Origin of the sequence: Plantactinospora mayteni, assembly GCF_016862935.1 — a bacterium.
GTDB classification, from domain to species: domain Bacteria; phylum Actinomycetota; class Actinomycetes; order Mycobacteriales; family Micromonosporaceae; genus Plantactinospora; species Plantactinospora mayteni.
In genome coordinates, this window is record NZ_BONX01000066.1 from 11,715 (window position 1) to 33,392 (window position 21,678).

The following is a 21,678-nucleotide window of genomic DNA, read 5'->3' on the forward strand; positions in this document are numbered from 1 at the left end:
CTAACTCCTTCTCGGCAGTTCCGGCTGGCGACTGGCATGGCAGGCCGGTCACGATGCGTGACGACCCGGCCGGGGTGGCAGGCACGGGCCGTGGCAGAACGCTGCTGCCCGTGCGGCGGATCGCGGATACCGCTGGCAGGGGCGCGACCGGCCGTTGCTTCAGGGAATACCTGGCAGTACTATGCATCATAGTTCTAGGGTTAGGAGCGGGATGAGGTCTCATGAAGGTCGCTAAGGATCTGGTGGCCGCCTCGGCGACACCGATGGTGCTCGGCATCCTGGCCGACGGCGAGAGCTACGGCTACGCCATCCTCAGACGGATCAACGAGCTGTCCGGGGGCGAGCTGGACTGGACCGAGGGGCTGCTGTACCCGTTGTTGCACCGGCTTGAGCGTCTCGGTCATGTGGAGTCGAGCTGGCAGACGGTCACCGGAGAGCGAAAGCGCAAGTACTACCGCATCACCGACAGGGGCCTGGCTGAGCTGGCCGAGCAGCGCCGGCAGTGGGACACCGTCGTGGACGCGCTCAAGGAGATCTGGCATGACCGTGTGCCGCAGACGGTGAACCCGCTGGAGAGTCCCGCATGACGGCGCAGGACGGGCATGAGGAGTTGGAAGCGCAGTTCGCGCAGTGGCGGCAGTACGTGCTTCGCCGCAGAGAGCTGCAACCGTTCGACGCCGACGAGCTTGAAGACCACCTCCGCGGCTCCGTTGACGAGCTCGTCGCGGCGGGCCTGAGCCCGGATGAGGCGTTCCTGGTCGCAGTCAAACGGATGGGGAGCCTCGACGAACTCTCCCGCGAGTTCGCCCGGGAGCATTCGGAACGGCTGTGGAAGCAACTGGTGCTGACCGCCGACTCCCGCAGCCCGGTCGCCGGCACACGCTCCCGGCGGGACCTCTGGGCCATGGTCGGCTGCGCGGCGGGCGCGGTGGCGTCCGTCAAGGTGCCAGCACTGTTCGGGCTGAGTCTTGAGGACGACAGCTCGTTCTACGCGCGGAACTTCACCCTGTTCGCACTGCCCTGGCTGGCGGCGTTCCTGGCCTGGCGCCGGAAAGCCGGACGGTCGGTGCTCGCGATACTGGTGGCGCTGTTCGCTCTCGGCGCCGTGGCGGCCAATGCCTACCCCCTGGCGGACACGTCGCAGTCCGTGGTCGTCACCAGCATCCACCTTCCGATCGCCCTGTGGCTCGTGGTCGGCCTGGCCTATGTCGCCGACGACTGGCGCTCCTTCCGCCGACGCATGGACTTCATCCGCTTCACCGGCGAGTGGTTCATCTACTTCATACTCATGGCCCTCGGCGGCGGCGTACTCTCCGCGTTCCTCTTCAACACCTTCAAGGCCATCGGCATCCTCCCGGAGGAGTTCATCTCGCATTGGCTCCTTCCCTGCGGCGCCACGGCCGCAGTCGTCGTGGCCGGGTGGCTCGTCGAGGCCAAACAGAGTGTCGTCGAGAACATCGCGCCGGTCCTCACCCGGCTGTTCACCCCGCTCTTCACAGCCGCCCTCCTCGCCTTCCTCGTCGCCGTCGTCTGGACCAACCACGGCATCGACGTCGAGCGCGAAGCGCTGATCCTGTTCGACCTCCTGCTGGTCGTGGTGCTGGGCCTGCTGCTCTACTCGCTCTCGGCCCGCGATCCGCTGGCCCCACCCGGCCCGTTCGACAAACTCCAGCTCGCACTCGTGGTCAGTGCGCTGGCCATCGACGTGCTCGTGCTGGTCGAGATCACCGGGCGCATCACCGACGAATACGGCAGTACGCCCAACAGGGCAGCCGCGCTCGGCGAGAACGTCATCCTGCTGGTCAACCTCGCGTGGTCGGCGTGGCTCCTGCTGACCTTCATCCGTCGGCGCACGCCGTTCGCGGCGCTCGAACGTTGGCAGACCGGCTACCTGCCGGTGTACGCCGCGTGGGCCTGGATCGTGGTCCTCGTCTTTCCTCCGCTGTTCAGCTACGTCTAACCGAGACGGTCCACCCCAATGACACCAATGTCGCCGGCTCGGCGGTGTGACAGGCCGGTCGCAACGCTCGCGCGCCAAACACGCACACTCGGCCAAGCCGTGCCCCCATGCCCACGAGATCCGGGGCGAGGGCGCGGACACCCGGTACGCCCGCAGCGTGGACAGACGCAGCCGGTCCTCAAGCCCGCGACGGCCAGTACTCCAGCCACCGCTTCATCGTCCAGACCTCGGCCATCGCATCCGGCCCGGACGGCCCAAGCACCTCGACCAAACCCCGCTCGGCCGCCGCGCGGGTCGTGAACCCGCCCCGCCGTAGCCGCTTCTGCCGCCTGTCGGGCCCAGGCACGTGAGCGTCGTAGTACCAGCGGCCGTGCCCCGACTGGCCGCGCCAGGGACAACGGGCGCCCAACTGTCGGCCGGTCTCGGCTGACCGGCACGCACACCGCAGTTACACCGTCCCGTTGCTGGTAGCGGCCATCACGACCGCCCCCCGCCACAGGTCCAGCCCGGCAGGCTGTCCACCGCACCGGCCCCAGAACCGCGTCAACCGACCAGATCTTGAGATTTCTTCTGTTGAACAGGTCACAACCTCAATTACCGGAGGAGGACCTTCAACCCCAAGATCGGGAGTTCGGGCTACCGGCGACCACTACATCCCGGGTTCATGTGGGGCACGACCGTCCCCCGCATGTGCCTCACATCGTCTATCAGAGACCTCGATGCTTGGCTATCTTCCCTGCTCAAATGTTGTGGGCCGCCGGGGACTCGAACCCCGAACCTAAGGATTAAAAGTCCTCAGCTCTGCCAATTGAGCTAGCGACCCGCCAGGTGTCGAGGGTACCGGAAGGCGTCGTCGCCGATCTCGACGGCTCACGCAGCGGGCGTGCTTCCTCCCAAAGGGCACGGCACCGCACACGGCTCGACTTCCCGGCCAACGCTCCTGCTGGCCCAGCCCGGCGGTACTCACCGACGTTGGCACCCGGTCGCGGCCGGCGGGCCGGTACCGTCGAGAGCACCGCAACACCGGGGCCCGGAGGTAGTGCGCTGCTGGCTGTCGCGATCGGCGTGGGCCTGAGCTTCGTGGCGGCGGGCCTGGTCGGTTGGCGGGCACGTCCGGGCAACCGGACCGGTCCGCTGCTGGTCGCCGTCGGCCTGGCGTGGTGGCTCGCCAAGCTTCCCGTCCCGCTGTCGCTGCCCGACGGGCTGGCTGTGGTACGCGCCGGAGCCCTGGGCCACCGTGCTGGTCCACCTGGTGGTGGCCTTCCCGTCCGGGCGGCTGGCGACGCCGGCACCGCGTCTGGTGGTGGGAGTCGCCTATCTGAGCCTCGCCACGGTCGGGGTACTGACCGCGTTGCGGCCCGAGACCCGGACCGGCGGCGTCGAGTCGGCCGGCATGGCCGCGCCGGCCGGCGGTGCGGGCGGGATCGCGATCGTCGCGGTACTGCTGACCGGCTCGGCGGTGGTCGCCCTGCAACTGCTGCGCTGGCGCCGGAGCAGCACCACCCGACGCCGCTACCTCAACCCGATGTTCGCCGCCGCCGTACTGGCGGTGGCGACGTTCGTGGTCGTGAAGCCGGCCACGATCGCCGGCCGGGACGTCGTGGTACTCAGCGTGGCGCTGCACCTCGGGCTGCTGGCGGTACCGGTGGGCTACCTCGCCGGGTTGCTGCGTCGCCGGGTCGACCGGGGCGGGGTGGCGGACCTGGTCGTCCGGCTGCACGCCGCGCCGCGTACCGGAGGGATCGCCGAGACGCTGTCCCGGGCCCTGCACGATCCGACCCTGCGGATCGGCTACTGGGCTCCGGAGTCCGGCCGCTACGTCGACCTCGACGGGCGTACGGTGACCGCGCCGGAGGCGTCGACGGACCGGGCGGTGACCCGGATCGACCGGGCCGGAGAGCCGATCGCGATACTCGTGCACGACCGGGCACTGGCGGAGGAGCCGGAGTTGATCGAGGCCACCTGTGCGGCGGCGGGGCTGGCGTTGGAGAACGAGCGGCTCACCGCCGACCTGCGGGCCCGGGTCCGGCAGCTCGCCGACTCCCGGCTCGCGCTGCTGCGGGCGGGTGAGGCGGAACGGCGGCGGCTGGAGCGGGACCTGCACGACGGCGTACAGCAGCGGTTACTGGCGATCCCGCTGACGCTCGGGCTGGCCGAGTCCGCGCTGCGTACCGACCCGGAGCGGGCGGCTCCGCTGATCGCCGAGGCGCGGAGCGGGACGCTGGCGATCCTGGCCGAGCTGCGGGCGCTGACCCAGGGGTTGCATCCGCCGCTGCTGACCGAGCGCGGCCTGGCCGGGGCGGTACGCGAGCTGGCGGCCCTCTCGCCGGTACCGCTGCGGCTGCCGGACGACATTCCCGACCGGTTGCCGGCGGAGGTGGAGACCACCGCCTACTACCTGGTCGCCGAGGCGCTGGCGAACATCACCAAGCACGCGGCGGCGGCAACGGCCGAGCTGCGGATCGGCCGGCACGACGGCCGGCTGGTGCTGGAGATCGGGGACGACGGCCGGGGCGGCGCGGATCCGGCGGGCGGATCCGGGCTGCGCGGGCTGGCCGACCGGGTCGCGGTGGTCGGCGGCTCGTTCGAGTTGGCGAGCCCGGCCGGCGGCGGCACCCGGATCCGGGCGGTGCTGCCGTGCGGGTAGCGCTCGCCGAGGACAACACCCTGCTGCGGGAGGGGCTGGTCCGGCTGCTCACCGAGGCGGGTCTCGCGGTGGTGTGCAGTGTCGAGGACGCGACCGCGCTGCTCGCCGAGGTGGCGAGACACCGCCCGGAGGTGGCGGTGGTGGACATCCGGCTGCCACCGACGCGTACCGACGAGGGGTTGCGGGCGGCCCGGGAGATCCGGCGGCGGCATCCGGCGACCGGGGTGCTGGTGCTGTCGCAGTACGTCCGGGTCAGCTACACCGTCGAGCTGCTCGACGGCGGTGCGCGAGGGGTCGGTTACCTGCTCAAGGACCGGGTCTCCGACCTGGCGGAGTTCGCGGCGGCGGTCCGGCGGGTCGGTGCCGGCGGTACCGCGTTCGACCCGGTCGTCATCGACCAGCTCGTCGGGCGGCGGGACCGCGACGACGACCCGCTGCGCGGGCTGAGCGACCGGGAGCGCGGGGTGCTCGCCCTGATGGCCGAGGGGCGGACCAACCAGGCGATCGCGGAACGGCTCGACATCGCCGAGCGGACCGTGGAGAAGCACTGTACGAACATCTTCGCCAAGCTGGCCCTGCCCGCCTCGCCCGACGACCACCGCCGGGTACTCGCCGTACTGCGCTACCTCAACGGCTGACCGCCGAGCTACCTCAACGGCTGACCGTCGAGCGCAACGGCTGACGGGCGGAGCCGGGGTGCGGGTAGCCGCACCAGTCGGGTACGGCCGGCCCGGTGCGCAGGGCGTACTGGCTCGCTTCCGGCACCGCCGGGCGGGCCGCAGACTCGTCGTCATCGGTAACGGACGGATTCCGGAGGGGATGACGATGGCTGGTCCGCTGGTCGGGAGGCTGGAAACGGTGGCGGTGGCCCGGGGCATGGCTGGCGCGTTGACGGTGGCGATGGTCTGGTATTTCGCGACCTCGGACGCGCTCCGGTCGGAGAACCCGTTCCTGGTCCCGGACCTGCTGGTGGCGATCTTCGCGCTGGCTTCGTCGCTGCTGCCCCGCCGGGCGGCCGTACCAGCGATGATCTTCACGTTCGGCTGGGCGGCGGGCGTCTTCACCACGTCGCTGTTCCACTACGTGGTCCGGGGTGAGTTTCCGGTGGACCACATTTTCCTGATCCTGCCCAGCCTGGTGCTGGCGGTGCTGCTCGGCCGGGTCGCCGGCGGGCGGGTGCCGGCGCCGGAGCGGCCCCGGCCGGCGCCCGCCCGGGTCTGACCGGGGCCGCCACCCCGCCGGGCGCCCTTGCCGCCGGTCAGCCGACGGGCAGCCGGTCCACCAGCTTGTCGAGCTGGATCGGCAGGGTACGCAGCCGCAGCCCGGTCGCGTGGTGTACGGCGTTGGCGACGGCCGCCGCCGACCCGACGATCCCGATCTCGCCCAGCCCCTTGACGCCGAGCGGGTTCCCCCGGTCCTCGTCCGGCACCCAGTACGCCTCGATCCGCTGCACGTCGGCGCAGGCGGTGACGTGGTAGGTGGCGAGGTCCCGGTTCACCCAGTCGCCGAACCGCTGGTCGAGGAGTCCCTCCTCGTGCAGCGCCATCGAGAGCCCCATGGTCATCCCGCCGATGAGCTGGGACCGGGCGGTGCTCGGGTTCACCACCCGTCCGGTGGCGAAGACCCCGAGCATCCGGGGGACCCGGATCTCGCCGGAGTCGACGTCCACCCGGGCCTCGACGAAGTGCGCGCCGAAGGCGTACCGGGGGGCTCGGGGGAGCCCGGCGGCCTCGTCGGTGGTGTCGACCCGTACCGAGAGGCCGTCGGGCGGGGCGGTGCCGGCGTACCGCTCGTCGAGCTGGCGGCGCAGGCTCCGGCAGGCCCGGTCCACCGACAGGCCCCAGCCGGCGGTGCCGGCCGAGCCACCGGCGACGTACGCCGGCGGAAGGTCGCTGTCCCCGATGCTGATCGCCACCCGGTCGCCGGGCACCCCGAGGGCGTCCACGGCGATCTGCCACAGCGCGGTCCGCGCGCCGGTCCCGATGTCGGTGGCGTTGATCCGCACCTGGTACGTCCCGTCCGGGCCGGCCGCCGCCTCGGCGGACGCCCCCGGGGTCCGGGCCGGATAGATCGCGCTGGCCACGCCCGTGCCGACCAGCCACCGACCGTCCCGGCGTACCCCCGGAGCGGGATCGCGGTCCGCCCAGCCGAACCGCCGGGCCCCGTCCCGGAGGCAGGCCGCCAGGTTGCGGCTGCTGAACGGGACGCCCTCCTCCGGATCGATCTCGGTGTCGTTGCGCAGCCGCAGCTCGACCGGGTCGACCCCGCAGGCCACCGCCAACTCGTCCATCGCACTCTCCAGCGCGAACGAACCCGGGCACTCGCCGGGGGCGCGCATCCAGGACGGCGTCGGTACGTCCAGCCGGGCCAGCCGGTGCGTCGTCCGGCGGTGCGGTGCCGCGTAGAGCGTCCGGGTGAGTACGGCGGTCTGCTCGGCGAACTCCTCGATGGTGGAACTCTGGCTGATCGCGTCGTGGCAGATCGCCGCGAGCCGGCCGTCGGCGTCGGCGCCGAGCCGGATCCGCTGGATCACCGGGGTGCGGTAGCCGACCGGGCCGAAGAGCTGTTGCCGGGTCAGCGCCAGCCGCACCGGCCGGCCGACCTGCCGGGCGGCCATCGCGGCCAGCACCGGCGTGCACCGGGGCGTCCCCTTGCTGCCGAAGCCGCCGCCGACGTGTTCGGCGGTGACCCGGATCGTCTCGGCGGGCAGCTCGAAGAGCCGGCCGAGGGTGCTCCGGACGTCGTTGGTGCCCTGGCTGGAGTCGTGCACCAGCAGCCGGCCGTCGGCCCAGTACGCGGTCGCGGCGTGCGGCTCCATCGGGTTGTTGTGGTACGCCGGCGTCCGGTACGTCTGGTCGAGCCGTACCTCCGCCGCCTCGTAGCCGGCGTCGAAGTCGCCGACACAGGTGTCGGTGGGGAACGCCGGGTTGACGTGGTCCGGCTTGTAGAGGCTCGGATGCCGCTCCGTCAGTACGCTGCTGTGCGGCTCGGTGTCGTAGTCGAGCCGGACCAGCCGGGCACCCTCCCGGGCCGCCTCCAGCGACTCGGCCACCACCAGCGCCACGATCTCGCCCCGGTAGCGCACCCGGGGCTGCTGGAGCAGCAGCAGTTCCGGGCTCTCCACCGGGTTCAGCCGGGGCGCCGTCTCGTGGGTCAGCACCGCCAGCACCCCCGGCTCGCGTTCCGCCGCCGTGGTGTCGACCCGGACGATCCGCCCCTTCGCCACGGTCGCCTGCACCGCCCAGCCGTACGCCAGGCCGTCCGCCGGGTGCTCCACCGCGTACCGGGCGGTGCCGGTCACCTTCGCCCGGCCCTCCAGCCGGGGGTGTGCCCGGCCGACGGCGGCGGCCGGCGCGCTCACCGGTCCACCCCGGCGGTGCCGCCCGTCGGTCCCGCTTCGCCGCCGGGTCCGGCGGAGTCCTCGACCAGCTCCACCAGGGTCCGCACGGTCAGGTTCCGGATCAGTGGGATCTTGAAGGCGTTCTGCGTCAGCGGCCGGGCGGCGGCGAGTTCCTCCTCGGCGGCGAGCCGGAAGGTCTCCTCGGTCGCCGGCTGCCCGCGCAGCGCCGCCTCGGCCAGCCGGGGCCGCCAGGGCCGGTGCGCGACCGCGCCCCAGCCCAGCCGGACGTCCCGGACCAGCCCGCCGTCCAGGTCGATCGCCGCCGCCACCGAGCCGGCGGCGAAGGCGAACGAGGCTCGGTCCCGCGCCTTCCGGTACGTCGATCGGCGCCCGAACGGCAGCGCCGGGATCCGTACCGCCGTGACCAGCCCGCCCGGCGCGAGCGTGGTCTCCTGGTCCGGCCGCTCGCCGGGCAGCCGGTGGAACTCGGCCAGCGGGATGTCCCGGGCGCCGGCCGGCTCCAGCACCTCCACCACGGCGTCGAGGGCGACCAGCGCGACCGCCATGTCCGAGGGGTGGGTGGCGACGCACTGCGGCGACCAGCCGAGGATGGCCAGGTCCCGGTTCTGCCCCTCCAGCGCCGAGCAGCCGGCCCCGGGCTCGCGCTTGTTGCACGGCCGGCTGACGTCCTGGAAGTAGTAGCAGCGGGTACGTTGCAGCAGGTTGCCGCCGACCGTCGCCATGTTGCGCAGTTGCCCGCTCGCCCCGGCCAGCAGCGCCCGGGCCAGCACCGGGAAGTCCCGGCGGACCGTCGGGTGCGCGGCCAGGTCGCTGTTGCGGACCGTGGCGCCGATCCGGAGCCCGCCGTCCGGCAGCGTCTCGACCGAGTCCAGTGGCAGCCGGGTGACGTCGACCAGCAGCCCGGGCCGGGCCACCCCCAGCTTCATCAGGTCGACCAGGTTCGTGCCCCCGCCGAGGTACGCCGCGTCCGGCTCGCCGGCCACCAGCGCCACCGCCCGGCCGGGGTCGGTACTCCGCTCGTACCGGAAGCTCCTCATCGGACGCCCTCGGCCGCCGCGGCCTCCCGGATCGCCGAGACGATGTGCGGGTACGCCGCACAGCGGCAGATGTTGCCGCTCATCCGTTCCCGGATCTCCGGCTCGGTGAGTCCGTCCGGTCCGGCTGCCAGGTCCGGGGTGACCACGCTCGGCCAGCCCTGGCGCAGCTCGTCGAGCATGCCGAGGGCGGAGCAGAGCTGACCGGAGGTGCAGTAGCCGCACTGGAACGCGTCGTGCTGGACGAAGCAGCTCTGCAACGGGTGCAGGTGCCCGTCCTCGGCCAGCCCTTCGACGCTGACCAGGTCGGCGCCGTCCGCCGCGACGGCGAAGGCCAGGCAGCTCTTCACCCGCCGGCCGTCGAGCAGCACGGTGCAGGAGCCGCACTGGCCGTGGTCGCAGCCCTTCTTCGCGCCGATCAGCCCGAGGTGTTCGCGGAGCGCGTCGAGCAGGGTGGTCCGGTTGTCGAGGTCGAGTTCGTGCGGTCTGCCGTTGACGGAGAGCCGTACCGGCGACCGGTACGGCGGCTCGGGAAGGTCGGCCCTCGGACTGGTTCGCACCATATGTCGAGATTACCGAGCGGAGCCGCCGGCGCGGGACCAATCGAGCCCTTCCGGTGGCAGTCGCTCATCCCGCCGGAGTCGCTCCCTGGCGGTACCGCCAGGCTCGTAACTCGTCGAGGTCCGTGCGGCAGGCGATCAGCCCGGTGGCCATCTGGCAGCGCGAGAGGCCGAAGGGCAGCCGGTCCAGCGGGCGGACGAGCGTACCCTCCGGATCGAGCAGGCCCAGCCAGGTCCGGCCGTCGCTGCCGATCCGGCGGCGCAGCAGCATCGGCCCGGCCTCCGCGGACGGCGCGACCGCGGTCCATCCGGTCAGATCCAGCACGGTACGACCGGTGCCCGGATCGACCGCCCGGCGCACCGTGGCCCTCTCGACGGTCTCCACGAGGTGCGGGCCGTGCGGTGCCAGCCGCACTCGCTCGGCGCTGCGCCACGCGGTGCGACCGGTGACCCGGTCGATCACCTCGACGCCGGTCGGGTCCTCCAGGCAGAGCATCGGCCCGCACGGGTTCACGAATTCCTGTCCCGCCGGCATCGCCCGAATCCATCGACGCTGCCGGAGGTCCGCCGAGTAGACGGCGAGGTACGACTCGAACCGCACCATCAGCGAGTCGCCGGCCACCTCCTCCGCGTACTGGAGCGGGCCGGCCGCCGAGTCGAGCCGCTGCCGGACCGCTCCGGTCTTTAGGTCGCGCAGTTCGAGCCGGCCATCCCGGCCCCCGGCCAGCAGGGCTGCGGGGCGCCCGGCGGCGGCCGGCACGGTGCTGATGTCGGCGAGCAACGGAAGGGTCCACAGTTCCCGGCCGGTGTCGAGGTCGATCACCCGGCCGGTCTCCCCGAGCGGCGGCGTGCTGTACGTACCGCCGTCCCGGGACGCGTAGTAGGTCGTGCCGGCTGCCGGCGGGTCGTTGGGATCGATTCGCGAGCCGGGCGGAAAGACCGTCTCGACGATCAGCGCGGTCCGCTCCTCGGGCACCACGGTCAGATAGGCCGGCACCGACCAGCGCAATCGCCCGGTGCCGGCGTCCAGCACCTGGGTGCGGAACGGACCGATCTCGGACCGGCCCTCCACCACGACGAGCAGGCCACCCTCCTGGGCGAGCCCCACCTGCCGGTACTCGGTCCGGTACGTGCTGCTCCAGACCTGCCGCCCCCGCCCCAACTCGTACGCGCTGACCCGGCGCGCACCGCCGCTGACCGGCTCGCTGACGAAGAGCCGGTCCCCGGTCAGCGTGAAGTGGCTGTCGGCGGGCAGGACCCCCCGGTAGAGCTCGGTCAGCAGCGGTGCCGCCGGTGGCGCCGCGCCGCCGGCACCGAGTACCAGCGCACCGGCCAGCAGCAGTGCGGTCGTCCGGAGCCGCCGCCGGCGCGACCGGCGGGGCCGGACCGGGTTGGCCGGCGGGTCGTAACGCTCCTCGCCGAGGTCGATCACCGCCACCGCGCCGCCCCTCCCGCCGGGGCCGATCGCGGCCGGCCACCTGACGGGGAAATTATCAAACCCTTTCGACCCGAACGGCGCGGCGCGGGCATTCCGACCTTCCAACTGCGGCCGTGACTGACCGCGAGGGGAGGTCGAAGAGGTTCATTCGGCGATGACGTCCGCCACCACCAGCGTCACGTTGTCCGGGGCACCCGCCTGGTGGGCGAGTTTGACCAACTGTCTCGCGCACTCCTCCCGGTCGGGGAAGCCGGTCAGCGTCGCGGCGATGGCGTTGTCGTCGACCACGTCGGAGAGTCCGTCGCTGCACAGCAGCAGCCGGTCGTCCGGCTGGGCGATCAGCGCGATCGTGGCCGGTTCGAGCGGGCCGCCCTGCACCACGCGGGTGACCAGCGACCGCTGCGGATGCCGCCGGGCCTCCTCCGGAGTCAGCCCACCCTGGTCGACGAGCGCCTGCACGAAGGTGTCGTCCCTGGTGAGCTGCGACAGCCTGCCGGCCCGCAGCAGATAGCCCCGGGAGTCGCCGACGTGCGCCACCGCGAGCCGGCGGCCGGTGAGCAGCATCGCGGTGACGGTGGTGCCCATCCCCTCGGTGGACTGGTCGGCCTCGGTCACCGCCCGGATCCGGGCGTTGGCCGTACCGATCGCTTCCCGCAGGGCGGCCACCGGTTCCCCGTCGGGCGCGGACCCCTCCACCGGGGAGAGGGTGCTGATCACGATGTCGCTGGCCACCTCGCCGGCCGGCGCGCCACCCATGCCGTCGGCGACGGCGACCAGGCGGCTGCCGGCGAACGCCACGTCCTCGTTGTTCGGCCGGACCAGGCCAGGGTCGCTGACGGCCAGGCTGCGCAGGACAAAGGTCATACCGTGCAGCTTGCCCCGAGATCCACGGCAAAGTCACTACGCAGTACTGCGTAGGGTTTAACTCATGATGCCGGTCTCCATGGTCGGGCGGGCCGGCGAGCTGGCCGAGTTCGCCGCCGCCTGGGCGACGGTCGCCGGTGGGCGCCCCCGGACCGGCTGCGTGGTGGTCACCGGCGCCGCCGGGGTGGGCAAGAGCCTGCTGATCAGCGCCGCCCTCGACGGCCTCTCGCCGCGACCGGTGACCATCCTCAGCGGTACGGCCCGGGTGCACACCCCGGCCCCGTACGACTGGCTGGCCGCCGCGCTCAGCGGTCGGGACACCGCCGATCTGCCGTTGCCGCCCGACGCGCTGGCCTGGCTGGCCCAGCACCCGAACGCGCCCCGGGAGCGGTACGCCCCGGACGCTCTGTTACGCCTCGCGGTACGCACCGTACGGGCGCTGGTCGGTCGCGGGCCGGCGGTACTGGTGGTGGAAGACCTGCACGCGCTCGACCCGGCCAGTCTCAACCTGGTCGGCGAGCTGGCCACCGCACCGGATCTGCCGGCCCTGCTGCTGGTGGGCAGCCGGCCGCCGGAGGAGGCGGTGTCGCCCCGGCTGGTCGCGGCCACCCTGGCCCGGCTCACCGGCGCACCGGGGGCGATCCGGCAGCATCTCGGCCCACTCGGCCGGCCGGACGTGGCCGCCGTGCTCGGTCAGGTCTATCCCGGACCACCGCTGCCGCCGGCCGTCGTCGACGCGGTGTGGCGGCGTACCGGTGGCAACCCCTACCGGCTGGTGGAGCTGCTGGTGGCCGAGCACGGCCGGCGGCCCGAGGAACTCGTCGCCGAGCCGGTGAGCCTGCGGCTGCTCGTCGAGCCGCCACCGGCGCCCACCGCCGAGCTGACCGGCCGGGAGGTCGAGGTGCTGTCCTGTCTGGCCGCCGGGATGTCCAACAAGCAGGTGGCCCGGTCGCTCGGCATCTCGGTACGGACGGTCACCGTGCACGTGTCCAATCTGCTCCGCAAGACCGGCTCGGCGTCGCGTACCGAGGCGGCGCTCTGGGCGGTACGCCAGCAGCTCACCGATCCGGCCCGGCACGGCTGACCCGGCCCGGTCATCCCGTCCGGGGAGGACGTTCCTGGTGAGCGGCTCGGCGAGGAGCTCCGCCCGCCTTGACGCGTACGCCATCATTGATGGATAGGCCCGAGATGTGAAGGGGGTGGCCGCGGTGAAACGTGGCACCACTGTGGAAAGGCCGAATAATCCGGCGTTGACCAGCATCTTCCTCTGATTTGCGCCCGGTCGTGGGGCCGGGGCTGCCGCAGCCGGTCGACGGCGTCTCTATCATCGAGACGCGTGCGGGAGCCGCCAGGTCTTCTCGACGCACAACATGAGTGCCGCTCGACCTAGCCGGTGTTTTTCGCGGATGGTGGTGCACGATAGATGAGGATCCAGCCCCGTCAGGAGCTCCTGGAGATCTGGGCGGCCACCGTCCGGTCGAGCTGGCAGGACGAGAAGTGGCAGTGGGGCGGGCGCGACGGGCCGAACTCGATCAGTGATGCCGAGCAGTTGCTCTGCATCCTGCTGCCCGCCACTCAGGCGGACTTCGGGTTGGACCGTCCGGACGAGACCAACGAGGAAATGATCAGGGCGCTGCGCCCGCTCGGCACCGCCACCCAGATTCCCCGGGTCCTGATCCAGGTGCTCACCGAGTATTACCAGCGCTACACCGACAAATCCGGGACACCGGTCTTCTCCGGCCGGACATATTTCCAGACCGACGGCGGCGAGCCGTCCGAGCAGCAACTCGACCTCGACATCGTCGACTCGTTCGCCATGTCGATCACACTCTCGCTGGCCGCCATCGGTTTCGCCCGGGTCTTCCGCACGGCCGTACGCCGCGAGGAGATCCTCCGGGAGATCGACGAACTGGAGAACATGGCGAGCGCACGGCTGACCGCCGCGATGGTGGGTCTGCTGCGCAGTTTCGCGGTGAACGTCTTCGACGTCGACTCCGAGGAGGGCCGGGCACTGGTCCGTACCCTCAACCAGAGCAACCTGCCGCCGCGGCAGATCGTCGCGCAGTTGCGCCGCCGGCTGCGGCAGACCATCGCGAGCTTCCGCGAGGTCATGATCGGTTCCGGCCAGGTGGCCGACCTGGACAGTTCGAACCGGCTCTTCGAGTGCGGCTGGTCCTGGGGCATCGTCCGGGACGCGCCGGAGGTCGAGACGACCGAGCCGGTCGGCCAGCAGCCGCCGGGCGTGGCCCCGGAGGAGCCCTACCTCTACTTCACCGTCATCGCGATCGACGCGATCGAGGAGCTGTTCACCGAGCGGACCCGGATCCTCGGCCTGCTCAACGAGGAGCAGCAGCGGCTCTCCCGGGCGCTGCAACTGCGGTGGGACCTGACCCGGGGCTACTGGGCCACCGTCGCCACCTTCGGCGACGGTCACCGCTGGCCGCTGGAGGACATCCCCTGGCGGACCACCGACGGGGACGCCACCGACTACTACACGCTGCTGGTGACCTCGCTGGCGGTCAAGGGCCTGGTGGTCGAGCGCGGTGCCGACGCCGAGCTGAGCCGGGTCGGGGCCGTACTGGAGGAACTGGCCAACCGGGCGCGGGTCACCCGCCGACCGTTCGACCAGGACCAGGCGCTCACGCTGCACTCTCCCGGCGTACGGATGACGCTCCAGAACAGCGACAAGCTGGGCGGGCCGATACTGCGCTGGGCGGTGACCGAGTTCTCCGCGCTGCTGTTGCAGCGCACCGCGTACATCGCCGGTTTGCTCAGCGACGCCGACCAGCGGGCCAGGATGCTGGATCTGGCCGACCTGATCTGGGACCATCTGGTGCTCCGCCGCCTCGAACGTGGCGCCGGCCGGAGCCTGTGGGACCAGCCGGCCCGGGTGTTCCGGCAGTTCAGCGACTACCACGACGCTCCCTCGTGGTATTACACCGAACGGGTGGTGCAGTCGCTGGTCACCACCGTGCGCGTCCTCCGCCGCCCGCCGCTGCGCAGCGACCGGCTCACCATGCACGCGCTGGACCTGCTCAACGAGGCCGAGCACCTCTACGACATGGAGCTGCTGGCCGGCGCGGGGGAGGCGGGTCCGAAGATGCAGCAGACCCTCCAGGTGGTCCGGGTCAACCTGCGGCGGGCCCGGGAGATCGTGCACGAGCGGCCCGGCACCGCGGCGGCGCTGACCAGTGCGGTGCTGCGCCGGTTGGACGAGTTGAACGCGGCCCGGCGCGACGTCGCGGAGGCGGGCTGAGATGTTGATCTTCGCGGCCTCCGACAAGGGCGGCACCGGGCGCTCGGTCACCAGCAGCAACATGCTCTACCGGAGCGCGTTGCAGGGCAGCGACGTCTGCTATCTCGACTTCGACTTCGGGTCGCCGACCGCCGGCGCGATCTTCAACATCGACACCGTGGTGCACGGCACCACCCGGGGCGGTCTGCACGACTACCTGGACGGCGCACTGGCCGAGCCGCAACGGATCGAGGTGTGGACCGAATCCGACCGGCCCAGCCTGCGCAACCGGCCGCCCGGCGCCGGCCGGCTGGTGCTGCTGCCCGGCGACAGCGGTGGCGGGGAGTTCCCGGCCACCCGGGAGCGGATCGAACGCTGCGCCCGGCTCTTCCTGCGGCTGGAGGAGGAGTTCGACCTCAGCCTCGTCGACCTGAGCGCCGGCCGGTCGTACGCCACCCAGATGGTGCTGGCGGCGACCGCCATGCCGGAGTTGAGGTCCGTACGCTCGCGCTGGCTGATCTTCCACCGCTGGACCCGGCAACACGTGCTCGCCGCCTCGGGCCTGGTCTACGGCACCCGGGGCATCCTCGACACCGGCACCGAGGTCGGGCACGACCACGAGGATCTGGTCAACCGGCTCCGGTTTGTGCGTACCGCCGTGGTCGACCCGGACTCGCCGGAGTTGGAGGGGCTGCGGCCGGCACAGGTGGCCTGGCTCCGGGAGTGCAACCAGGACCTGCTGGAGCTGGCCAGCAACAACCGGGTGGGCCGGACCAAGCTGATCGGCTCCGTACCGCTCGACCCGGTGCTGCAATGGCGTGAGCAGCTCATCTCCGACAACGACGTGTACGCACGCAAGATCGCGAACCTGGAGACCGTGGAGGCCTTCTCGGCACTGGCAAAGCTCATCGTGGACGACGCGGCCTGGGAGATGCTGTGATGAGACCGGATGTGACCTTCGAGGAGACGGCGGCAAGACGCAGCGTCGAGTCCGTACCGCTCTCACACCTCTCCGTCGAGCTGGGGCACCTCTACATCGAGGAGTTCGCCGGCGGTATCGAGCAGCTCCGCCGGCACTTCGCCCGGGTCGCGCCCTGGGCGGCTGCGGCACGGGCGGCCTGTGCCGAACGGCTGCCGAGCGGCCGGCCCCGGATCAGCACCTGCTTCCTGATCGACGACTACTTCACCCGGTTCAGCACGCCCCGGGTGGTGATGGAGCAGGTACGCGAGGCCGCGCAGGACACCGGGCTGGTGATCGACTACTTCGCCCGGGAGGCCGGCTGTGCCCAGGCCGACGACATCCCGCTCGCCGAGCTGGTGCTCACCCAGCTCGTCTCCGACCCGGTCCCGGAGACCACCGGGGACCGCCCGCCGACCTCGGAGACCGGCTGGCTCTGCAACGGCAAGCGGTCGCCGGCCTCCGGCCCCGGCCAGGCGATGAGCGCCGGCCGGTCCTGGCAGCCGCCGGTGCAGAACGCGGCGAACCGGCACTCCATCTTCATGGACGTCGAGCTGTGGGACATCGAGGAGAACGGCCAGCGGCGCTGGTCCTGCCCGTTCCTGGCGGCGGTCTGGCAGCTCATGCGGCTCGGCCTGCTCCGGCACGAGGGCGAGGGCGTGACGAATCCCTACCAGCTCGACGACTGGCCGGACGACTGGGACGAGATGCCGGCCGTGGTCAAGCTCAACCCGCACGCCGCGCCGTTCAGCGCGTACCGGACCTTCTCGGTGCTCGGCTCGCGCTTCCTGCCGATCGAGCACGCCGTCCGGACGATCCTGAGCCAGGTCTCGATCACCCCGGCGGTGCTGGACCAGATCCAGACCCGCAGCCGGAACGAGCACATCGACCTGCCCAAGGACCTCGTCGAGCGCACCGAATACGTCTTCGTCGGCGACTGAACCTTTTTCAACCTCCCCTTGCGGTCGGGAGGACCGCAAGGTTGGACGCGGTGCGCGCGCGCCGCGCGGTTCAGGTTGAAAAAGGTTCACTGACCGCACACCGCTCACCGCCGTACGTCCGGCAGGTGGTCGGGGTCCGCGTCGGGTAGCCAGGTGAGCACCTGACCGGCCCGGCGCCGGAAGCCGGGATCCGGGTCGTCCCGGGCCAGTTCGGTGAGGAGTTCCCGGGTCTGGTGGTCGTCGCCGAAGTGGGTGCCGAGGGCCTGCACGGTGGCGGCCCGCACCGACCAGTCCTGGTCGCGGAGCCGCTCCACGAAGAGGGTACGCACCTCCGGATGCTCGGCGAGGCGCTCACCGAGTACCCGGAGCACCTCCCGGCGTACCTGCACGTCTTTGTCGTTGCCGGCCCGCTCGATCAGCAGCTCGCGTACCGCCCGGTCGGCGCCGAAGTACTCGCCGAGGATGCGTACCGCGACGGTGCGGATCTGCGGGTCCTCGCCGGTGGCCCGGGCCATCAGCACCTCGCACTGCTCCACGTCGGTGCCGAGCCGGGTGGCGAGTTCGACGGCGGCCTCGTGCACGAGTTCGGCGTCCGGGTCGTGCCGGATCCGTTCCAGTAGTGCCTCCCGGACGGCGGCGTCGACGCCGACCCGCTGCACCAGCAGGCGTACGGCGGCGAGCCGGACCCGGGCGTTGCTGTCCCCGTGCACCCGCCCGGCGAGCAGGCCGTGCACGTCGTCCCGGGAGCCGCCCCGCTCCACCACCGCCGTGGCGGCGAGCGCGAAGACGGCGGCGTCCGGATCGTGGTGCGCCCGCTCGACCAGCACCTGGTAGACGTGGTCGGCCAACTGCGGCTCCCGGGTCAGCGCCCGGAGCGCGGCGAGCCGCACCTCGGCGTCGGAGTCGTCCCGGGCCCGGTCGAGCACCACGTCCCGGGTGGCCGGATCCCGGCGTACGGTGTCGGCGAGCGCGTTGACCGCGGCGAGGCGTACGGCCGCGTCGGAGTCGTCCCGGGCCAGCCCGGCGAGTACCTCGGAGACGGCGGAGTCCATCCCGACCCGCTCGATCAGGGCGCGGGCGGCGACCAGCCGGATCCGGGCGTCCCGGTCCCGCAGCGCCAGCTCGCCGAGCGCGGCCCCGACCGCTGCCTCGGCGCCGATCTCGTCGGTCAGCGCCCGGGCGGCGAGCAGCCGTACGTCGGCGTCCCGGTCCTGCCGGGCGGCGGTGACCAGCAGCTCGATCAGCGCGGTGTCCCGCTCGAAGTGCTCGACCAGCATCCGCAGCGCGACCAGCCGGACCGTCTCGTCGGTGTCCCCGCCGGTACGGCTGACCAGCAGGTCCCGGGTGGCGGTGTCCGGGCCGTACTGGTCGATCAGGGCGCGGGCGGCGACCCGGAGCACTCCCGGGTCACGGTCGACCCGAACCCGGTCGATGAGCAGCGCCCGGACCTTGCCGTCGCTGGCCAGCCGCTCGCCGAGGACCCGCACGCTGGTCCGCCGGGTCACCGGGTCGGTGTCGTCGCGGGCCCGTCCGATCAGCAGGTCCCGGACGTGCCGGGTGGCGGCGAACCGTTCGACCAGGACATGCGCGGCGGTCCGGGTCACCTCGGCGTCGGTGTCGGTGCGCAGGCACTCGATGAGGACGTCCCGGAGTTCGTCGTCGCCGCCGTACCGGTCGCCGAGGGTCTGGATCGCGGTACGCCGTACGCTGGCGTGCTCGTCGGCGTGTGCGCGTTCCCGGAGCAGGTCGCGGACGTGCGGCTCGTCCCGGAACCGCTCGCCGAGCGCCTGCACGGCGGCGAGCCGCACCCCGGCGTACCCGTCGGCCCGGACCCGCTCGATCAGCAGGTCCCGCGCCTCGGGGTCGGTGCCGAACCGCTCCCCGAGGGCCTGCACGGCGGCGAGCCGTACCCCGGCGTGGTTGTCGGCCCGGGCGCGCTTGATCAGCCGGGTCCGGGCCCGGGCGGCGGCGGCCTGGTGCGCGGGGCTGTCCACGGCGGTGGTGGCGAGCTGGGCCAGCTCGGCCAGGCCGGCGACCGAGGCGTAGGAGGCGGGACTGTCGTCCATGGTGGCGAGCACGTCGTCGAAGAGGTCGTCGATCCGCTCGGCCGGGGTGGAGAGCATCGCGGCCAGCCGGGCGGCGTGGGTGGAGACCGGGTTCCAGACCACCCGGACGCCCCGGCGCCGGTACCAGGAGAGGTAGATCTTGCGCCCCGGCCAGTTCGACCCGATCGCCTTGGCAGCCGGGAGGATTTCCTCGTCGATCAGCCGGGCGGTCTCCCGGTCGTCGATCGAGACGCAGTGCTCCAGCAGCAGGATGAGCTGCCGCAGCAGCGTCTCCGCCGGCTTGGCGGCGGCGCTGTGCAGGTTGCGTACCTCGGCCAGGCACTGCACGGCCAGCGCCAGGTTCCACGGCGGCGGGGCGAAGTCGGCCGGCGGCCAGGGTTGGTTGACCTCGGTGGTGAGGAGCTGGATGAGCTGCGCGGTGTGGTTCTGGTGCAGCGCGCCGGCCAGCAGCCGGAGCACCTCCCGCCAGGACAGGTCGGCCCAGTGCTGCCGGAACAGGTCCTTGAGCTGCTCGAACGAGAGCACCTGGTCGTGCTGGAACTTGGCCAGGATCGCGTCGGCGCAGAAGAACTCCAGGAAGGTCCGGTGCACGAAGCCGTAGACCTGCGGGCCGTACCGGCTGAGGATGAAGTTCCGCTCCCGGAACTGGTCGATCATCGCCAGCGCGATGGTCCGGGCGGTGGCGGCGTCCCGCCGGTAGCGCTCGACCAGATATTGCTCGAAGACGTCGCTGAGTTCCGTCCGGTCGATGTAGTTGACCGTCAGCCCCCGGTCGGCCGACTGCATCCGGTACGCCAGCCGGCGCAGCAGCTCCTTCTTGTCCTCCGGGTCCAGGAAACCGGCGACCGGGGACTCCTCCCGCAGGTGCCGGTCGGTGTCCCACTGCGCCACCAGCACGGTGGCGGCGTGGTCGTAGAGCTTCCAGCGTTCCCGGGGCAGCGGCTGGTGCTTGCCGATGATCGCCAGGATGGTCAGCAGCAGCGGGTTGCCGGCGAGTTCCCGGATGGCGTGCGAGTGCCGCATCGCGTCCAGCAGCCGGGCCCGCTGGGCGTGCGCGTCCTCCGGCCGGTCCCGGATCGCCAGCCTGTACCAGCTCGACAGGAAGTCGCCGGTCTGCTCCTCGTCCAGGTCCTGGAGCGTGTGATGCACGAAGCCGACGCTGGTCAGGATCCGCCGCGAGTAGCCGATGATGCGGGACGTGACGATCATGCGTACCTGGGGGTGGTTGGCGGCGAACCCGGCGATCTGCCGGGCCACCTCCTCCCGGCGGTGCCGGTCGAAGACCTCGTCCAGACCGTCCAGGATCATCACCGCCCGACCACCGACGCCGAGGTGCTGCAGCAGCGCGGCCCGCTCGATGCCCAGCCCGTCGGTACTGGCCCGGTGGTCGAGGTAGTCGACGAAGTTCTCGCACTTGCCCTCGGCGGCCAGCGTGATGAACGAGCGCAGCTCGATCAGCAACGGCAGGTGTTCGGCGAGCGCGGTCAACCGGTCGTCGACCGGACCACCGGTCAGGCTCAACGTGACGTACCGGGCCGCGGTCGACTTGCCCGAACCCGGGTCACCGAGCAGCACGATCGCCCGCTGGTCCGGCGCACCGAGTACGTCGAAGAGCCGCTGCAACGGCTTCGCCCGGTACGACTCGTGCAACTGCACCAGCTCCCGGGGATCCACCTCCTCCGGCACGTCCTCGGTGCCGATCCGCCCCTCGGACTGCATCCGCCGCAGCCACTCCCGGGGCAGCTCGGCCGGCGGCGGGTCCTCGCGTACCCACTGCTCCACGAAGACCGACATCAACTGGATCCGCAGGTAGTCCTCGGTCTGCTCCGGAGTCATCGCGTCCAGGTCCAGCACCCCGTAGTGCTGCCGCAGCCGGAGTAGGTACTGCTTGAGCGTGTCCCGGCTCAGCGTGTGCATGCCACCGGTCGGCACCCCGGCATCGGTGAGACAGTTCGCCACCGCCGCCGTCACCATCGCGGCCAGGTCCGCCGGATCCCGGAAGGTACTGCACATGTGCCGGTCGGACAGCTCGGCCCGGAGCGTCTCGATCTTGTCCGCGTCCCGGCCCCGGTCGACGAAGCTGCGCGGCCAGGGCGCCTCCTCGTCCAGCAGGAAGATCAGGCACGGCTTGCCGCCGGTGAGCGCCTCCCGGTATTCGAGTTCGGTGATCGAGCGGTCGTAGCCGGCCGGGATGAAGCCGTACCGCCAGGCGAAGATCCCGACGTAGACGTCACACTCGGCCACGTCGGCCAGACAGCGTTCGAGCGGGCGCCGGTCCTCGGCCACGTACGACTCCATGGCCATGTCCTCGACCCGTAGCCGGCGCAGCGCCAGTTGGACGGCGGCCCGGCACTCCTGGAGATCCCGGAAAGTGGCCGAGACGTAGACCTTGGTCACGGCGGCTCCTAGGGGGCGGCGTGAGCGGCGCGTAACGCAACCGTATCAATAGGACGCAAGCACGTGGTTTCCGCTGGTGGAAGGCGCTGACCGCCGCGCGCCGGGCGTGCGCCGCCGTACCGCGACGAATCGCCGCCAGCCGATCACCGTGCCCGTCGCCGATATCGGTTACGGTGACGCTGTCACGGCGACCCGGCTCCGGTGATGCGGTCACGGT

Annotated in this window: 15 protein-coding genes and 1 tRNA gene; 9 read left to right on the forward strand and 7 right to left on the reverse strand. The window is 71.9% G+C overall.

Annotation, left to right across the window (positions count from 1 at the left end):
• Nucleotides 1-221 precede the first annotated feature (221 nt).
• Together Pma05_RS38700 and Pma05_RS38705 are read left to right on the forward strand one after the other, a co-directional pair.
• Entirely contained in the window at nucleotides 222-587 is a 366-nt protein-coding gene (locus Pma05_RS38700; RefSeq protein WP_203862513.1) for a PadR family transcriptional regulator, read from the forward strand.
• Nucleotides 584-1,960 carry a permease prefix domain 1-containing protein gene (locus Pma05_RS38705; protein WP_203862514.1) on the forward strand — a complete coding sequence of 459 codons (1,377 nt, stop codon included), beginning with the start codon at nucleotides 584-586 and terminating at the stop codon, nucleotides 1,958-1,960. The genes Pma05_RS38700 and Pma05_RS38705 overlap by 4 nt, the downstream gene beginning before the upstream one ends.
• Before the next feature lie 750 nt (nucleotides 1,961-2,710).
• Here the strand turns inward: Pma05_RS38705 and Pma05_RS38710 are convergent.
• Nucleotides 2,711-2,783, reverse strand: a tRNA-Lys gene (locus Pma05_RS38710).
• 414 nt (nucleotides 2,784-3,197) lie between these two features.
• On the opposite strand from Pma05_RS38710, the gene Pma05_RS38715 reads away from it, so the two are divergent.
• The 3 genes from Pma05_RS38715 to Pma05_RS38725 are packed head-to-tail and all read left to right on the forward strand — an operon-like array spanning nucleotide 3,198 to nucleotide 5,828.
• Entirely contained in the window at nucleotides 3,198-4,607 is a 1,410-nt protein-coding gene (locus Pma05_RS38715) for a sensor histidine kinase (RefSeq protein WP_203862515.1), read from the forward strand.
• Nucleotides 4,598-5,245 carry a response regulator gene (locus Pma05_RS38720; protein ID WP_203862516.1) on the forward strand — a complete coding sequence of 216 codons (648 nt, stop codon included), beginning with the start codon at nucleotides 4,598-4,600 and terminating at the stop codon, nucleotides 5,243-5,245. Before Pma05_RS38715 ends, Pma05_RS38720 begins: the two co-directional genes overlap by 10 nt.
• A 58-nt stretch (nucleotides 5,246-5,303) precedes the next feature.
• Nucleotides 5,304-5,828 (forward strand): hypothetical protein, encoded by a 525-nt coding sequence (locus Pma05_RS38725; protein WP_203862517.1) that lies wholly within the window; start codon nucleotides 5,304-5,306, stop codon nucleotides 5,826-5,828.
• A 37-nt stretch (nucleotides 5,829-5,865) separates the two neighbouring features.
• On the opposite strand, the gene Pma05_RS38730 is transcribed toward Pma05_RS38725, so the two are convergent.
• The 5 genes from Pma05_RS38730 to Pma05_RS38750 form a co-directional block, all read right to left on the reverse strand.
• A complete protein-coding gene (locus tag Pma05_RS38730) occupies nucleotides 5,866-7,968 on the reverse strand; it encodes a xanthine dehydrogenase family protein molybdopterin-binding subunit (protein ID WP_203862518.1) in 2,103 nt (700 codons plus the stop codon).
• The gene (locus Pma05_RS38735; protein WP_203862519.1) at nucleotides 7,965-9,005 is read right to left on the reverse strand and encodes an FAD binding domain-containing protein; all 1,041 of its coding nucleotides are present in this window, start codon (nucleotides 9,003-9,005) and stop codon (nucleotides 7,965-7,967) included. Before Pma05_RS38735 ends, Pma05_RS38730 begins: the two co-directional genes overlap by 4 nt.
• Entirely contained in the window at nucleotides 9,002-9,565 is a 564-nt protein-coding gene (locus Pma05_RS38740) for a 2Fe-2S iron-sulfur cluster-binding protein (RefSeq protein ID WP_203862520.1), read from the reverse strand. Before Pma05_RS38740 ends, Pma05_RS38735 begins: the two co-directional genes overlap by 4 nt.
• Before the next feature lie 64 nt (nucleotides 9,566-9,629).
• Entirely contained in the window at nucleotides 9,630-11,000 is a 1,371-nt protein-coding gene (locus Pma05_RS38745; RefSeq protein ID WP_203862521.1) for an outer membrane protein assembly factor BamB family protein, read from the reverse strand.
• A gap of 144 nt (nucleotides 11,001-11,144) precedes the next feature.
• Nucleotides 11,145-11,864: a PP2C family protein-serine/threonine phosphatase gene (locus Pma05_RS38750; RefSeq protein WP_203862522.1), complete on the reverse strand. Its 720-nt coding sequence runs from the start codon at nucleotides 11,862-11,864 to the stop codon at nucleotides 11,145-11,147.
• 64 nt (nucleotides 11,865-11,928) lie between these two features.
• On the opposite strand from Pma05_RS38750, the gene Pma05_RS38755 reads away from it, so the two are divergent.
• From Pma05_RS38755 to Pma05_RS38770, 4 genes are all read left to right on the forward strand, one after another.
• On the forward strand, nucleotides 11,929-12,948 hold the full coding sequence (locus tag Pma05_RS38755; RefSeq protein WP_203862523.1) for a helix-turn-helix transcriptional regulator: 1,020 nt from the start codon (nucleotides 11,929-11,931) through the stop codon (nucleotides 12,946-12,948).
• Nucleotides 12,949-13,287: 339 nt separating this feature from the next.
• Entirely contained in the window at nucleotides 13,288-15,120 is a 1,833-nt protein-coding gene (locus Pma05_RS38760) for an SCO2524 family protein (protein WP_203862524.1), read from the forward strand.
• 1 nt (nucleotide 15,121) lies between these two features.
• On the forward strand, nucleotides 15,122-16,039 hold the full coding sequence (locus Pma05_RS38765) for an SCO2523 family variant P-loop protein (protein WP_203862525.1): 918 nt from the start codon (nucleotides 15,122-15,124) through the stop codon (nucleotides 16,037-16,039).
• Nucleotides 16,039-16,998: an SCO2522 family protein gene (locus Pma05_RS38770; RefSeq protein ID WP_203862526.1), complete on the forward strand. Its 960-nt coding sequence runs from the start codon at nucleotides 16,039-16,041 to the stop codon at nucleotides 16,996-16,998. The genes Pma05_RS38765 and Pma05_RS38770 overlap by 1 nt, the downstream gene beginning before the upstream one ends.
• A 104-nt stretch (nucleotides 16,999-17,102) precedes the next feature.
• On the opposite strand, the gene Pma05_RS38775 is transcribed toward Pma05_RS38770, so the two are convergent.
• Complete coding sequence (locus tag Pma05_RS38775) at nucleotides 17,103-21,461, reverse strand: HEAT repeat domain-containing protein (RefSeq protein ID WP_203862527.1); 4,359 nt, start codon at nucleotides 21,459-21,461, stop codon at nucleotides 17,103-17,105.
• Nucleotides 21,462-21,678 lie beyond the last annotated feature (217 nt).